Raw genomic sequence first — 13,982 nt, 5'->3', positions numbered from 1 at the left:
ATGTTTCCATCGCGTTCCGCCGCTGTCAATCGATCCGGTCCGATGAGCGCCGCGCGCCCGCGCGCGGCGGGATTCGGCGCGCCACGTACGATGTCAGTGATCTCCTAGAGACATCCGAGCCCTCGACCTGGCAGGCTGCGACCCATGACCCTGAAGCTTCGTTCCGTCGGAGCGAGCGACCGTGGGCTGATCCGCAGCGGTAACCAGGACGCGCAGCACGCGGGCACCTGGCTGGTCGCGGTCGCCGACGGCATGGGCGGCATGGCGGCCGGCGACCTGGCCAGCCGCATCGCCATCGACGCGATCGCCCCGCTGGACGTGGAGACGCCGGAGCACGCCCTCGTCGCCGCGCTCCAGGGTGGGATCGAGCTGGCCACCGCGCGGATCCGCCAGGCCGTCGAGGAGGACCCGGAACGCCAGGGCATGGGCACCACGCTCACCGCGCTGCTGTTCGCCCGCACCGGCAGCTGCCTCGCGCTGGCGCACGTCGGCGACTCGCGGGCCTACCTGTACCGCGAGGGCGTGCTCAAGCAGGTCACCCGCGACGACACGTTCGTGCAGATGCTGGTCGACCAGGGCGTCATCACCGCCGAGCAGGCCAGCAGCCACCCCCGGCGGGCGGTGGTGACCCAGGCGTTGCAGGGCGACGAGGTCTCCCCGTCGTACGCCACGATGGTGCCCCGGGCCGGTGACCGCTGGCTGCTGTGCAGCGACGGCCTCTCCAACGTGGTCCGCGCGGACACGCTCACCGAGGTGCTCGGCGAGCAGCCGGAACGCGACGCCTGCGCGGCCCGGCTGATCGACCTGGCGCTACGGGCGGGCGGCCCGGACAACATCACCGTCGTGATCGCCGACGTGGTCGAGGAGTAGCCCTCAGCGCCGGCGCGGGCTCGCCCGGCGGGTCGGCTCGGCGGTGGTCGGATCCTCCGGCCAGGGATGGCGCGGGTAGCGTCCACGCAGCTCCGCCCGCACCTGCGGGTATCCGGTGCGCCAGAACGAGGCCAGGTCCGCGGTGACCGCCACCGGCCGCCCGGCGGGGGAGAGCAGGTGCAGCAGCACCGGCACCCGCCCGTCGGCGATCCGTGGCACGTCCCGCCAGCCGAACGTCTCCTGGAGCTTGACGGCCAGCACCGGGGCGGCCGGGTCGGCGTAGTCGACCCGGATCCGTGACCCGCTGGGCACCTCTAGCCGCTCCGGGGCCAGCTCGTCCAGCCGCGCCGCCTGCCGCCAGTCCAGCAGCCGCCGCAGCGCCGCCGCCACGTCCACGCGGCCGAGGTCGGCCCGGCGCCGGGCGCGGGCCAGCTCCGGGCCGAGCCAGACGGGTGCGTGGTCCAGCAGAGCCGCGTCGGAGACGTCCGGCCAGTCGTCGCCGAGCGCCTGGCGGCAGAAGGCCAGCCGGCGGCGCAGCCCGGTCGCCTCCGGCGTCCAGCGCAGCAGCCCCGGCCCCTCCTGCCGCAGACCGTCCAGCAGCGCCGCCGCGACCAGCTCCGGCTCCGGCGCGGTGAGCGGCCGGTCGACCAGCTCGACCGCGCCGAGCCGGACCACCTCCCGGGCCACCACGTCCCCGCCGGACCAGGTCACCTCCCGTCCGGCGCGCAGCAGCGCCGCCCCGGCCTCCCGGGCGGTCGCCTCGTCGATCGGCGCGGCGAGCCGCACCCGGGCGGCCGGCGCGCCGGGAGAGCGGTCGGCCACCGCGACGGCCAGCCACGCCGCTCCGGCCAGCCCCGACCCGGGCGCCAGCTCCGCGGCGGTCCCGCCCGCCATCAGGTACGCGGACCCGCCCGGCCGCCGCGCCCGGGCCAGCCGTTCCGGGTACGCCAGCCCGGCGAGCAGCCCCGCGGCCAGATCGTCGGGCAGACGCGCCCGCTCGTCTCCCGCCGGCCGCCCGGCGTCGCGCCGCTGCGCCGCCCGGCCGGCCGGCGCGCCGGTCTGCCGCCGGTCCGCCGGGCCGGCGGGTGAGCCGGGGCGCTCGTCCGTGCCGTCGGCGGGCAGGGCGGCGCGCAGGCGGCGTACCTCGGTGCGCCAGCGCGCGGTGGCGGCCGGGTCGGCGCCGTCGCGCAGTCGGCGCCAGCGGGCGGGCAGGTCGTCCCCCGTCCCGCCCAGCGTGTCCTCGCCGAGGATCGCCACCACCTGGGCGGCCCGGTCGGCGCCGACCCGGGGCGCGCCGTCGAGAAGCGCCCGCGCCAGCCGGGGATGCGTGCCCGCCGCCGCGACCGCCCGTCCCCGCCCGGTGATCCGGCCGTCGTGGTCCACCGCGCCGAGCGTGGTGAGCGTCTCCCGCGCCACTGTCAGCGCGGCCGGCGGCGGCGGGTCGGGCAGCGCCAGCCCGGCGCCGTCCGGTGTGCCCCAGGCCGCCAGCTCCAGCGCGAACCCGGTCAGGTCGGCGGTGGCGATCTCCGGTTCGGGCTGCGGGGCGAGCCGCGCGTGCGTCGCCTCCGACCAGCAGCGGTAGACCGCGCCGGGCGCCTCCCGCCCGGCCCGGCCGGCGCGCTGGGTGGCCCCCGCCCGCGAGACCGGCACCGTCACCAGCGAACCCAGCCCCCGGGCCAGGTCGGTACGCGGCACCCGGCTCAGTCCGGCGTCCACCACCACCCGTACGCCGGGGACGGTCAGGCTGCTCTCCGCCACCGCGGTGGCCAGCACCACGCGCCGCCCGGCGGCCGGGGTGAGCGCCGCGTCCTGGGCGGGCCCGGGCAGCCGTCCGTGCAGGGGCAGCACCGCGATGTCGCGCAGGTCGGCCAGGCGGCGCGCGACGGCGGCGATCTCACCCGCGCCGGGCAGGAAGACGAGCACGTCGCCGTCGCGTTCGCGCAGCGCCCGGCGCACGGTGGTGGCCACGTGGTCGAGCAGCGCCGGGTCGACCCGGCCGGCGCCGGGTGGCGTCACCGGGCGCGCCGGCGGCGCCCACACCCGCTCGACCGGGTGCAGCGCGGCCTCGGCGCGTACCACGGGGGCGGGGTCGCCGGCGCCGAGCAGCGCGGCGAACCGGTCCGTCCGCGGGGTGGCCGACATCGCCAGCAGCCACAGGTCCGGGCGCAGCGTCGCGCGGGCCTCGACGCTGAACGCCAGCGCCAGGTCGGCGTCGAGGTGCCGCTCGTGGCACTCGTCGAGCAGGACCGCGTCCACGCCCGGCAGCTCCGGGTCGTGGTGCAGGCGGCGGACCAGCAGGCCGGTGGTGACCACCTCGACCCGGGTACGCGGCCCGGCCCGGCGCTCGCCGCGCACCGCGTACCCGATCCGGTCGCCGACCCGCTCGCCGAGCAGGGCGGCCATCCGGTGCGCGGCGGCGCGGGCGGCCACCCGCCGGGGCTGGGCGATCACCACGCGGCCGGTGACCGCGTCGGCGACCGCGAGCGGCGCGGTGGTGGTCTTGCCGGTGCCCGGCGGCGCCACCAGGACGGCGGCGCCACGCTCGCGCAGCGCGCCGACGAGCGCCGGCAGGACCGGGCGGACCGGCAGGTCGAGCGGGATGTCGGCGAGCACCGGCCCACTCTCGCACCGCGCCGCCGGACGGTCCGCGTCGCCCCCGGGACGCGGAACGGCCCGGCCGGCGCACCGCCGACCGGGCCGGGTGGGCCGCCGCGCCGGGTCCGCCGACCCGGCCGCCGCCCCCCTTGCTAGTACGTTCCGTCGAGCTGACCGCGCAGCTTGGTCAGGGCCCGGGCCAGCAGCCGGGACACGTGCATCTGCGAGACGCCGATCTGCTCGGCGATCTGCGACTGGGTGAGGTTGCCGTAGAAGCGCAGCGTGAGGATCTTCTGCTCGCGCTGGTCGAGCGTGGCGAGCGCCGGGCCGAGGGCCACCCGCATCTCGGCCAGCTCGAACTCGCCGTCCTCGCCGCCGAGCAGGTCGCCCAGCTCGGTGGCCCGCTCGCCGTCGCCGGTCGGGGTGGACAGCGACACCGCGTTGTAGGCGCGGGCGCCCTCCAGGCCCTCCAGCACCTCCTCCTCGGTGAGCTTGAGGTGGGCGGCGATGTCGGCGACCGTCGGCGAGCGGCCGAGCGTCTGGAGCAGCGTGCTGTTGGCGTCGGAGATCGCCAGGCGCAGCTCCTGGAGCCGGCGGGGCACCCGGATGTCCCAGGTGCGGTCGCGGAAGTGGCGCTTCAGCTCGCCGATGATGGTCGGGATGGCGTAGCCGGCGAAGTCGACGCCGCGTGACGGGTCGAACTTGTCGATCGCCTTGATCAGACCGATCGCGGCGGTCTGCGCCAGGTCGTCGTTGGGCTCGCCCCGGCCGCTGTAGCGGTGGGCCAGGTGGTTCGCCAGCGGCAGCCACGCCTCGATGGCACGGTCGCGCAGCGCCGGCCGCGACGGGTGGTCGGCGGGCAGCGCGGCCATCGCGGCGAGCAGGTCGGCGGCGCTGTCGGTGAGCGAGCGGGGGTCGAGCTTCGCGGAGGCGGCCGGCGTGGTCGCCGGGGCGCTGATCGTGGGAGCGGTCATGGGTGGTCCTCCCTGCACCTCGTCCACGGAAGAAAAAAGACGTGACGCTTAGGTTTAGGTGTCGGTCGTACGTTCGGAAGCCACCATAGCCCGATGGTGCTGCGGAAATCTAGCCGAAAGTACGATGTACTTAAGGTGTAAGCAGCCATGAAAGGCGTGAGCCGGTCTATATCGCGCTCGGCAGAGGTGGCAGGCGGCGCTGACCGGTCGGCCCCGGTCGTACCCCGACCGGTCAACATGGAATCCGACAGGTGGCCGAAGTGTCGCCTTTCTGTCGTTGTCCCCCCGACGGGACCGCCCGTAGCGTCCGTAGCGACACGTCAACGGAGGCACCGTGCTGGATCCCGCCGCGCCGCAACTCGTCATCAACGCCCGGACGCTGCTGTTCAGCTGGCTCCCGGCGGATCCCGGCGCGGTCGGCACGCTGCTGCCCGCGGGTCTGCGCCCGCACCCGCAGCGGCAGGTGTTCGTCAACCAGTACGTGGTCGACGACGAGACGCAGACCTCCGGCTTCGGGGCGTACTCGCTCACCTACCTGGGCGTCTCACTGGCGGACATGGACCCGCCCGACGGCGAGACGCCGGGTGGCTGGTGGACGCACTACTTCTCCTCCAGCGAGCGGGTCCGGCGCTACGCCGCCGCGCGGGGCGCGCCGGCCGTTCCGGGCGAGACCCGGCTCGACCTGCGGGGCGATCAGCTCACCGCCGAGACCCGGGCCGCCGACGGCACGCTGCTGATCCGGGTCACCGCCCGGGTCGGGCACACCGGCACCGAGGCGCACAACGGCCACCACCGCTACCTCACCCGCAGCGACGGCGAGCTGATCGTCACCGACTACCCGTACGTGGCCGAGCCGGTGTCACCGTTCGAGGTCGAGTCGGTGGAGTTCCCGGCCCGGGAGCACCCGGTCCACGCGCTGCGTCCGGCCAACCCGCTGCACGTGTGCTGGGGGTTCTACTCGCCGCGCGTGTCGTTCGCGTACCCGGCCCGCCCGAACGTGCCGGACGAGGTGGCGGACCTTCACCAGGTGCCGGCCCGCCGGGCGCGCAGCGGCCTGCCGTCCGGGTCGTAGACCAGCCGGTACGCGGGCAGCGCCCAAACCCGCGTACGCCAGGGCAACCGCTCCGGGCGGTGCGGCCGCAACCGGCCCGGCGGACGGGGACCGGCCCGGCCCCCGGCGTGCCAGCGGTCCAGCTCGTCGGCCGCCGCGGTGATCGCCGCGACCGCGTCCGCCGGATCCAGCAGGTCGTCGTCCTGCGCGCCGCCGGGATCGCGGTCCAGGTGCTCGCGCCACAGCCGCAGCCGCAGGTCGCGGGCGAACACGCGGACGCCGTCGCCCAGCCCGGCCGGGTCGGCCGGCGCCCGCTCGTCGCGCGTGTCGTCGAGCACCGCGCAGGACAGCTCGCTGTCGTGCGTCCAGGACCGGCGGTTGAAGTTGTCGCTGCCGACGCTGGCCCAGACGTCGTCCACCACGCAGACCTTGGCGTGCACGTACACCGGCGTGCCGTCGTGGTTCTCCACGTCGAACACGTGCACCCGCTCCGGCGCGGCCCGGTGGCACAGCGACAGCGCCTGCTCCCGGCCGACCATGTTCGGCGGCAGCGCCAGCCGGCCGTCCACGTCGGGGTGCCGGGGGACGACAGCCACCAGGTGCAGGTCCGGGTGCTCGTGCAGCGCCTGCGCGAACAGCTCCGCCACCTCGGTCGACCAGAGGTACTGGTCCTCCAGGTAGATCAGCCGCCGGGCCCGGCGTACCGCCTTGGTGTAGCCGCGGGCCACGGTGCGCTCGCCGTCCGGGGCGAAGGAGTAGCGGGGCCGCACCGCCGGGTAGGTGCGCAGCACCTGCACGTGGTGCGGCCCGCAGGGCGGCGGGTCGGCGGGCTGCTCGGGCAGCGGGTCCGGGCGCAGGTCGGAGCCGCGCAGCCGGTCCCGCAGGTACGCCATCGGGTTCTCCGAGTCAAGTGGCATCGGATCGGTCCACCGCTCCCGGAACGTGGTGTCGAGCGCGCCGACGACCGGCCCGCGTATCGCGAGCTGCACGTCGTGCCACGGCGGCGTGGGGCCGTACCGGGGGGACATGCCGACCGGCTGCGGGTCGCCGGCGTGGGCGGCGTCGTCGCGGCGGCTGTGACACAGGTCGATGCCGCCGGCGAAGGCGATGTCGCGGCGCGGGTCGCCGGGGCGGCGCAGCACCACGAGCTTCTGGTGGTGGGAGCCGCCGCGCCGGACCCGCTGGTCGAGCAGCACCTCGCCGCCGGCCGCGCGGATCGCCTCGCTGAGGTCGCGGTTCTCCTCCTCGCTGTAGGAGAGCGTGTCGAGGTGGGAGCGCCAGATCAGGCCCTTGACGATCACGCCGCGCTGGGCGGCGCGGGCGAACAACTGGGCCACTGTCGGGCCGTCCGGGCGCATCCGCTCGTCCGGGTCACCACGCCAGTCGGTGAAGAACAGGTGGTCGCCCGCCGAGAGCGACTCCACCTCGCTGACCAGGCGGTCGAAGTACGCGGCACCGTGAATCAGCGGCTCGGCGAGGTTTCCATCGGCCCAGACGGGTAATTCAGAGCTCGGGTTGGCGCGTTCCTGTGCGGTGAGGAACCAGTCCCGCAGAGTCACGTTCCACCCCCGAGGTCGACGACGTCCTCACACGGTAGGACCCCCGGCAGGGCACCGCACGTCGAACAGCAGGTCGGCGTCGGTGCCGCGCGTCAGGGGTGCGCCGGACCCCTGGATCGCGAAACCGAGGAGGCACCGACATGCCCGCCGAGACGCAGAACACCGTGACCGACCGCGAGCAGGCGGTGGAGGGGGAGCGGGGTGCGCTGGTGGCGGTCCTGTTGATGGTGATCCTCGGGGTGGCCGGGATCTTCGCCGTCTCCTGAGACCGCGGCCGGGCGCCCCGGCGAACCGGGGCGCCCGTAGCAGGTCAGGGCCGGTCGCCCTGGCCGTCGCTGTGCGGCACCCGCCCGGTCGGGACGACCCCGAGCCGGCCGGCCTGGAAGTCCTCGACCGCCTGGATCAGCTCGGCCCGGGTGTTCATCACGAACGGGCCGTAGTGCGCCACCGGCTCGCGGATCGGCTGGCCGCCCATCAGGTAGAGCTCCAGCGCCGGGGCGTTGGAGTCCTGCGTCCGGTCGGCGGTGATCCGCAGCGCCTCACCGGGCCCGTGCACAGCGAGCTGGCCGAGGTGGATCGGCCGCCGGTCGGTGCCGACCGTGCCGCGGCCGGCCAGCACGTACACCAGCGCGTTGAAGTCCGACCGCCACGGCAGGCTCAGCTCGGCGCCGGGCTGCAACGTGACGTGCGCGATGGTGATCGGCGTGTGCGTGGAGCCCGGACCCCGGTGCCCGGCGACCTCGCCGGCGATGACCCGGATCAGGCCGCCGCCGTCGGGCGTGGTCAGCAGCGCCGACTCCCGGCCGCGGATGTCCTGGTAGCGGGGCGCGCTCATCTTCGCCACCCGGGGCAGGTTGACCCACAGCTGGAGGCCGTGGAACAGCCCGCCGCTCATCACCAGGTGCTCCGGCGGGGCCTCGACGTGCAACAGACCACTGCCTGCCGTCATCCACTGGGTGTCGCCGTCGGTGATGGTGCCACCGCCACCGGTCGAGTCCTGGTGGTCCATGATCCCGTCGATCATGTAGGTCACCGTCTCGAAGCCGCGGTGCGGGTGCCAGGAGGTGCCCTTCGGCTCGCCCGGCGCGTAGTCCACCTCGCCCATCTGGTCGAGGTGGATGAACGGGTCCAGCTCGGTCATCGGCACCCCGGCGAAGGCCCGGCGGACCGGGAAGCCCTCGCCCTCGTACCCGCTGGGAGCGGTGGTGACCCGGCGGACCGGGCGGTATTCGGTCGCCTCGCCGAGCTTCGGCAGCCGGGGCAGGACGAGGACGTCGTCGACGGTGATCGCGGGCATCGCGGGACTCCTTACTTGTCGGCCGGGGTGGACGACACGGTGCGGTCGGCGCGCAGGCGCCGGCCGAGCCGCTCGAAGACCCGGGTGAGGCAGGCGACCTCGGCGTCGTCGAGGTCGTCGATCAGGTGGGCGCGGACGGAGCGCAGGTGGTGCGGCGCGGCCTCACGCAGGGCGAGCAGGCCGGCCGCGGTGAGCACGGCCTCGCTGCCGCGGCGGTCCGCCGGACACGCCTCCTTCGCCACCAGGCCGCGCTTCTGCATCGTGGTGATCTGGTAGGTCAGCCGGCTCGGCGAGAACACCAGCCGGTCGGCCAGCTCACCCATCCGCAGCCGCTGACCGGGCGCCTCGGAGAGCAGCACCAGCACGTGGTAGTCGGCGAAGCTCAGGTCGCTGTCGGTGCGCAGGTCGTCCTCGAGCCGGGTGAACAGCCGCTGGCTCGACTCGATGTACGCGCGCCAGCAGGCCGTCCGCTCGGCGTCCAGGCTCTCCGTCATGGCTCCGAGAGTAGCACTATTTAAAATTTAAACAAGCCCTCTCGGCGTGGGGCGGCGCGCCCGGGAGTAGCCTTTCTTAAAACCTGAAGAGGTGATCCGGCTATGGTCGGGGGATGGACGATCTCGACCTGCTCGACTGGCGGGAGCGGGTGGCCCGGCTCTACCTGTCCGACCTCGATCTGACCGGGTTCCGGGCCGCGCGCGACGAGCTGTTCCGCACCCACCCGAGCAGCCCCGTGCCGCCCGCCGACCGGCCCGGCTTCACCGGGCTGCGCTGGTACCCGCCCGACCCGTCGGCGGTGGTGGAGGCGCCGCTGCGCCCCGCCTCCGGGGAGCTGCGCATCGACACCGGCGGCCCGGACGGGGTGGTCGCGTACCGGCGGGTGGCGGTCGCCGAGACGCCGTGGGGACCGCTGACGCTCTGGTGGATCGAGGCGTACGGGGGCGGGCTGTTCCTGCCGCTGCGCGACGGAACCTGCGGCGACGGCTCGTACGGCGGGGGCCGGTACCTCACCGACACGGTCAAGGGCACGTTCGGGCGCGGCCTGACCGTGCTGCCCGGCGACCGGGTCCGCCTGGACGCCAACTACCTCTACAACCCCAGCTGCGCCTACGACGACAGGTGGGCCTGCCCGCTGGCCCCACCGGAGAACCGGGTGGACGTGCCGCTGCGGGCCGGGGAGCGGGCGTACCACTGACGGAAGGGGAGGGCCGCCCGGCCCTCCCCTCGTCGCGTACCGCCGGTCAGCGGGCGGTGGCGCCGGTCGGTGTCAGGTGCATCCGGCTGAGCATCTGCTGGGCCTGACCGGCCAGCTCGGCGTCCACTGTGACCGCGTACTGGGCGGCCTGCAGCGAACTGGCCGACGTGAAGTCGCGCTGCCCACCGCTCATGGCGTGCGTGACCGCGCCGAACACCGCACCCCAGATCGCGCCGATCACCAGCCCGACCAGGATCACCGCCAGCCAGTTCCCCGCGGTGAAGATGCCGAACAGCAACCCGATGAACAAACCGAACCAGGCGCCGGTGCCGGCGCCCAGCAGGGCCGCCCGGCCCGTGGTGAGCCGTCCCATCACGGTCTCCACGAGCGCGAGGTCCGTACCGACGATCGAGGTACGTTCCACCGGGAACCGGTTGTCGGCCAGGTAGTCCACCACGCGCTGGGCGGACGGATAGTCCGGGTACGAACCGATCGTGACCGTGTGCGCCCCGGCCTGCGGCCCGTGCCCGTCCCCGCTCGGCGGCGTCGGGCGCCCGCCCGGGCCGGACGGGAGGTTGTCGCTGCCCGGCGCACCCGGTTGCCAGGCCGCGGTCGGAGTCGAGGGTCTGGTCATGAGCATCCTCCTTCGTCAACCCGCCGCGTTCCCGCCGCCGGGCAGCAGTAACGTGCCGACCGGGACCGATGTGGCCAGGCATGGCGGCACCCGGGCCGGGTAGCCACGGTCGTGCCGACCCGACGGATCAGCGAGCACGGGTTCCTCGCCGACGGGCGCAGCGCGGCCCTGGTCGACCGGGACGGCGCGGTCAACTGGTGGTGCCCGCCCCGGTTCGACGCGCCGTCGGTGTTCGGGCGCCTCCTCGACGAGGACGCCGGGCACTGGAGCATCCGCCCCGAGTGCGCGGCCACCAGCAGCCGGTCCTACCTGGACGACGCGCTGGTGCTGCGTACCGTCTTCACCACGGCGACCGGCACGGTCGCCGTCACCGACGCGCTGGCGCTGGAGCCCGGCGCGCGCGGTCACGACATCGGGATGCGCTCGCCGCGGGTGCTCGCCCGGCTGGTCGAAGGGCTCACCGGCGAGGTGCCGATGCGCGTGGACTACGCCCCGCGCTTCGAGTACGGCCGGGTCGGCGCCTACCTGACCGAACGCGACGGGGTGGTGGCCGCCACCGCCGGCGCCTGCCGGCTGGAACTGCGCGCCGACGTCCCGCTGACCATCGCCGAGGGGGCCGCCGCCGGACGGTTCACCGCCCGCGCCGGAAGCACCCACCGCTTCACCCTCGGGTACGCCCCGACGTACGCCGGCGCCGGACCGGTGCTGCCCGACGCCGCCGAGGTGGTGGCCGAGACGGTAGCCGGGTGGCGCTCCTGGTCGGCACTGCACGACTACCAGGGCGAGTACCGCGACGAGGTGCGGCGCAGCGCGCTCGCGGTGCAGGGCATGACGTACGCGCCGAGCGGCGCCGTCGTCGCCGCGGCCACCACCTCGGTGCCGGAGCGGCTCGGCGGCGACCGCAACTACGACTACCGCTACGTCTGGTTGCGCGACTTCAGCCTCACCCTCCAGGCGCTGTGGCGGGCGGCCTGCCCGGACGAGGCGGACCGGCAGTTCACCTGGGTGGCCCGGGCGATGGGCCGGATCGGCGACGAGCCGGTGCCGATCATGTACGGCGTCGAGGGGGAGCGGGACCTGACCGAGCACGAACTCGACCACCTGGACGGGTACGAGCACAGCCGGCCGGTGCTCGTCGGCAACGACGCGTGGCGGCAGCGGCAGAACGACGTGCTGGGCGAGGTGCTCGACGCCGCCTGGCTGATGCGGTACTACCTCGACCCCGTGTCACCGGAGGTCCGCGACCTGTTGCGTACCCTCGCCGACCAGGCCGCGCGCGGCTGGCACCGGCCCGACGCGGGGATGTGGGAGGGGCGCGGCCCGGAGCGGCAGTACGTGTCGTCGAAGGTGGAGTGCTGGACCGCGCTGGACCGGGCGGTCCGGTTCGGCTCCCGCATCGGGGAGCCGGCGGACGTGGCACGCTGGGCCGCCGCGCGCGACGAGGTGCGGGCGGCGGTGCTCACCCACGGCTGGAACGAGCGGGTCGGGGCGTACACCGGGGCGTTCGGCTCCGACGACCTGGACGCCTCGGTGCTGGTCATGCCGCTCGTCGGTTTCCTGCCGGCGGACGACGACCGGATGCGCGCCACGATGGACGTGCTGGAGCGGCGGCTGTCCCGCGACGGGCTGCTGCGCCGCTGGGACGGCGACCCGGCCGGGTTCCTGATCTGCTCGTTCTGGCTGGCCGCCTGCCTGGCCGAGGCGGGCGAACTGGACCGGGCGCGGCGGTTGTTCGAACGGCTCGCCGCCCGCACCAACGACCTCGGCCTGTACGCCGAGCAGATCGACCCGGACACCGGCGAGCAGGTCGGCAACTTCCCGCAGGCGTACTCGCACATCGGCCTGATCATCGCCGCCGGCCGCATCACCGATGCCGCCGCCCGAGCCACCGCCCCCCGCCCCGCGACCTCCCCCGCCTCCGCCTCTTCCCGTCGATCATGAGGTTGACGGTGAAGTCGATCTCCCTGAGTGCCGCCAACCTCATGATCGACGGAGAAAGGGGTGGGTGGGGGAGGATGAGGGGGTGGATCTGGTGATTGTGGCTGACACGCATGTGCCGAAGCGGGCGCGGGATCTTCCGGCGCCGTTGTGGGCGGCGGTGGAGGCGGCGGACGTGGTGGTGCACGCCGGTGACTGGGTGGACGTGGCGCTGCTGGACGCGCTGGAGACGCGGTCGCGCCACCTGATCGGGGTGTACGGCAACAACGACGGCCCGGCGCTTCGCGCCCGGCTGCCCGAGGTGGCCCGGGTCGAGCTGGACGGCCTGCGGGTCGCCGTGGTGCACGAGACCGGCCCGAAGACCCGCCGCGAGGAGCGCTGCGCCGCCGCGTACGGCGACTGCGACCTGCTCGTCTTCGGGCACTCGCACATCCCCTGGGACAGCGTCGCCCCGGGCGGCCTGCGCCTGCTCAACCCCGGCTCGCCCACCGACCGGCGGGCGCAGCCGTACGCCACCTACCTGACCGCCCGGGTGGCGGCGGGGCGGCTCGACCGGGTCGAACTGCACCGCCTGCCCCCGCGCTGACCTCAGCGGCCCCGGCCGGTCTCCGCCTGCAGCTCGTCGATCCGCCGGGACGCCTCGGCCTTGGTCAGGCCCTCCGGCACCGGCTCGCCCGCCTCCTGGGCCAGGGTGTGCAGGTACGACTCCTGGGCGGCGGTGGGCGGCTCGTCGCCGGTGACCCAGTCGTCCGGATCCTTGACGGCGGCGTCCGGGTTCACGTTCCTGCCGCTGGTGTCGTTGCGGTCGGCCATGCTGATCACCTCTCCTCGAACGGGTGTACCACTACCCCCGGCCCGGCGGGTTCATGCCGCCCGCCGCCTACGATCACCTGGTGACGGCGGACCGGGCGGGCGTGGTGGTGGTCGGTGCGGGCATCGCCGGGGTGGCGTGCGCGAACGAGCTGGCGCGGGCCGGTGTCCCGGTGCGGGTACGCGAACGGGCCCGGGTCACCGGGGGGCGAATGGCCAGCAAGCGCTTCGACGGCCGCCCGGCCGACCTGGGCGCCGCGTACTTCACAGTGGACGACCCGGACTTCGCCGCCGTGGTGGACCGGTGGCGGGCCGCCGGGCTGGCGCGGGAGTGGACCGACACGCTCGTCGCGTACGGGCCGGGCGGGCGCGAGCAGGTCACCGGCCCGATGCGCTGGGCCGCCCCGCGCGGGTTGCGCTCGCTCGTCGAGCACCTGGCCGGCGACCTGCCGGTGACGCACGACCGGCTGGTGATGACGGTCGAGCCCGGCCCCCGGGTGGACGGCACCGGGGCCGAGGCGGTCGTGCTCGCCATGCCCGGCCCGCAGGCGGCGCTGCTGCTGGACCCGGCGCTGGCCGAGGCCACCCGGGCGGTGGCCGCGCAGCGGTGGTCGTCGGCGCTGAGCGGGGTGCTGCACTTCCCGGCCCGCCGCTGGCCGGACTTCCGTGGCGCGTTCGTCAACGACCACCCCGTGCTCGGCCTGGTCTGCGACGACGGCGACCGGCGCGGCGACGGCGCGCCGGTGCTCGTCGCGCACACCACCGCCGGGTTCGCCGCCGGGCACCTGCTCCAGCCCACCGCCGCCCGCCCGGCGATCGAGCAGGCGGTCCGCGACCTGCTCGGACTGCCCGAGCCGGCCGTGTCGGCCCACGTGCACCGCTGGACGTACGCGACCCCGGCGGCCCACGCCGGAAGCGCCACGTTCCACCTGGACGACGACGGGATCGGCCTGGCCGGTGACGCGTTCGGCCGCCCGCGCGTGCAGACCGCCTGGCGCTCCGGCCGGGATCTGGGCCGCGCACTCGCCGCCCGGCTGGGCTGATCCGGGCCGCCGCCCGCGC

Annotated in this window: 14 protein-coding genes; 7 read left to right on the top strand and 7 right to left on the bottom strand. The window is 75.2% G+C overall.

What is annotated here, in order from left to right; translation table 11 throughout:
* Window positions 1–144: 144 nt before the first annotated feature.
* Window positions 145–870 (top strand): protein phosphatase 2C domain-containing protein, encoded by a 726-nt coding sequence (locus ABIH81_RS28205; protein ID WP_349877908.1) that lies wholly within the window; start codon window positions 145–147, stop codon window positions 868–870.
* A gap of 3 nt (window positions 871–873) precedes the next feature.
* Here the strand turns inward: ABIH81_RS28205 and hrpB are convergent, their stop codons facing one another.
* Together hrpB and ABIH81_RS28195 are read right to left on the bottom strand one after the other, a co-directional pair.
* Window positions 874–3,483, bottom strand: a complete 2,610-nt coding sequence (gene hrpB, locus ABIH81_RS28200; RefSeq protein ID WP_349877907.1) for an ATP-dependent helicase HrpB — start codon at window positions 3,481–3,483, stop codon at window positions 874–876.
* Between the two features lie 134 nt (window positions 3,484–3,617).
* Window positions 3,618–4,439 carry a SigB/SigF/SigG family RNA polymerase sigma factor gene (locus tag ABIH81_RS28195; RefSeq protein ID WP_128139135.1) on the bottom strand — a complete coding sequence of 274 codons (822 nt, stop codon included), beginning with the start codon at window positions 4,437–4,439 and terminating at the stop codon, window positions 3,618–3,620.
* Between the two features lie 334 nt (window positions 4,440–4,773).
* Here ABIH81_RS28195 and ABIH81_RS28190 point away from each other — a divergent pair, with 334 nt between their 5' ends.
* Window positions 4,774–5,511 carry a hypothetical protein gene (locus tag ABIH81_RS28190; protein WP_349877906.1) on the top strand — a complete coding sequence of 246 codons (738 nt, stop codon included), beginning with the start codon at window positions 4,774–4,776 and terminating at the stop codon, window positions 5,509–5,511.
* Here the strand turns inward: ABIH81_RS28190 and ABIH81_RS28185 are convergent.
* Window positions 5,460–7,049, bottom strand: coding sequence for a phospholipase D-like domain-containing protein (locus ABIH81_RS28185; protein ID WP_349877905.1), 1,590 nt, complete (start codon window positions 7,047–7,049; stop codon window positions 5,460–5,462). The genes ABIH81_RS28190 and ABIH81_RS28185 overlap by 52 nt on opposite strands.
* 140 nt (window positions 7,050–7,189) lie before the next feature.
* Here ABIH81_RS28185 and ABIH81_RS28180 point away from each other — a divergent pair, with 140 nt between their 5' ends.
* Window positions 7,190–7,315 (top strand): hypothetical protein, encoded by a 126-nt coding sequence (locus ABIH81_RS28180; protein ID WP_349877904.1) that lies wholly within the window; start codon window positions 7,190–7,192, stop codon window positions 7,313–7,315.
* Window positions 7,316–7,359: 44 nt separating this feature from the next.
* On the opposite strand, the gene ABIH81_RS28175 is transcribed toward ABIH81_RS28180, so the two are convergent.
* Window positions 7,360–8,346 (bottom strand): pirin family protein, encoded by a 987-nt coding sequence (locus tag ABIH81_RS28175; protein WP_349877903.1) that lies wholly within the window; start codon window positions 8,344–8,346, stop codon window positions 7,360–7,362.
* Window positions 8,347–8,357: 11 nt separating this feature from the next.
* On the bottom strand, window positions 8,358–8,840 hold the full coding sequence (locus tag ABIH81_RS28170; protein ID WP_349877902.1) for a MarR family transcriptional regulator: 483 nt from the start codon (window positions 8,838–8,840) through the stop codon (window positions 8,358–8,360).
* A 113-nt stretch (window positions 8,841–8,953) separates the two neighbouring features.
* Between ABIH81_RS28170 and ABIH81_RS28165 the strand changes: the two genes are divergently transcribed.
* Entirely contained in the window at window positions 8,954–9,538 is a 585-nt protein-coding gene (locus ABIH81_RS28165; RefSeq protein ID WP_349877901.1) for a DUF1684 domain-containing protein, read from the top strand.
* A 46-nt stretch (window positions 9,539–9,584) separates the two neighbouring features.
* Here the strand turns inward: ABIH81_RS28165 and ABIH81_RS28160 are convergent, their stop codons facing one another.
* Window positions 9,585–10,172 carry a general stress protein gene (locus ABIH81_RS28160; RefSeq protein ID WP_349877900.1) on the bottom strand — a complete coding sequence of 196 codons (588 nt, stop codon included), beginning with the start codon at window positions 10,170–10,172 and terminating at the stop codon, window positions 9,585–9,587.
* 111 nt (window positions 10,173–10,283) lie between these two features.
* Here ABIH81_RS28160 and ABIH81_RS28155 point away from each other — a divergent pair, with 111 nt between their 5' ends.
* Both ABIH81_RS28155 and ABIH81_RS28150 read left to right on the top strand, forming a co-directional pair.
* A complete protein-coding gene (locus ABIH81_RS28155; protein WP_349877899.1) occupies window positions 10,284–12,113 on the top strand; it encodes a glycoside hydrolase family 15 protein in 1,830 nt (609 codons plus the stop codon).
* An 82-nt stretch (window positions 12,114–12,195) separates the two neighbouring features.
* Window positions 12,196–12,696 carry a YfcE family phosphodiesterase gene (locus tag ABIH81_RS28150; protein WP_349877898.1) on the top strand — a complete coding sequence of 167 codons (501 nt, stop codon included), beginning with the start codon at window positions 12,196–12,198 and terminating at the stop codon, window positions 12,694–12,696.
* Window positions 12,697–12,698: 2 nt separating this feature from the next.
* Here the strand turns inward: ABIH81_RS28150 and ABIH81_RS28145 are convergent, their stop codons facing one another.
* A complete protein-coding gene (locus tag ABIH81_RS28145) occupies window positions 12,699–12,923 on the bottom strand; it encodes a DUF3072 domain-containing protein (protein WP_349877897.1) in 225 nt (74 codons plus the stop codon).
* Window positions 12,924–13,024: 101 nt separating this feature from the next.
* Between ABIH81_RS28145 and ABIH81_RS28140 the strand changes: the two genes are divergently transcribed.
* Window positions 13,025–13,963: an FAD-dependent oxidoreductase gene (locus ABIH81_RS28140; protein ID WP_349881228.1), complete on the top strand. Its 939-nt coding sequence runs from the start codon at window positions 13,025–13,027 to the stop codon at window positions 13,961–13,963.
* Window positions 13,964–13,982: the final 19 nt, after the last annotated feature.

Source organism: Micromonospora sp. HUAS YX12 (genome assembly GCF_040215685.1).
Taxonomy (GTDB): domain Bacteria; phylum Actinomycetota; class Actinomycetes; order Mycobacteriales; family Micromonosporaceae; genus Micromonospora; species Micromonospora tulbaghiae.
This window is presented reverse-complemented; position numbering and strand designations above follow the sequence as displayed.